We start from the raw sequence: 280 nt of genomic DNA, 5'->3' as shown, positions 1-280 counted from the left end.
TTCGGATAGCGACTCCGACTCCGACAGCGATTCGGACTCCGATAGCGACTCCGATTCAGATAGCGACTCGGACTCCGACAGTGATTCGGATTCAGACAGTGACTCGGACTCCGATAGCGATTCGGACTCCGATAGTGACTCCGATTCCGACAGCGATTCAGACTCCGACTCCGACAGCGATTCAGACTCTGACAGTGATTCGGACTCTGACAGTGATTCGGACTCCGATAGCGATTCGGACTCCGACAGTGACTCCGATTCCGACAGCGACTCGGATTCA

Annotated in this window: 1 protein-coding gene; it reads left to right on the top strand. The window is 55.0% G+C overall.

Features of this window, described 5'->3' with window-relative positions; translation table 11 throughout:
• A partial coding sequence (locus tag ACGK9R_RS17220) for a hypothetical protein (RefSeq protein ID WP_045756613.1) occupies positions 1–280 on the top strand: 280 nt, incomplete at both ends.

The sequence above is a fragment of the Halomonas sp. HNIBRBA4712 genome (assembly GCF_043558675.1).
Classification (GTDB): domain Bacteria; phylum Pseudomonadota; class Gammaproteobacteria; order Pseudomonadales; family Halomonadaceae; genus Vreelandella.
Note: the sequence above shows the minus strand (reverse complement) of the source record. Positions and strands in the feature narration are given on the sequence as shown.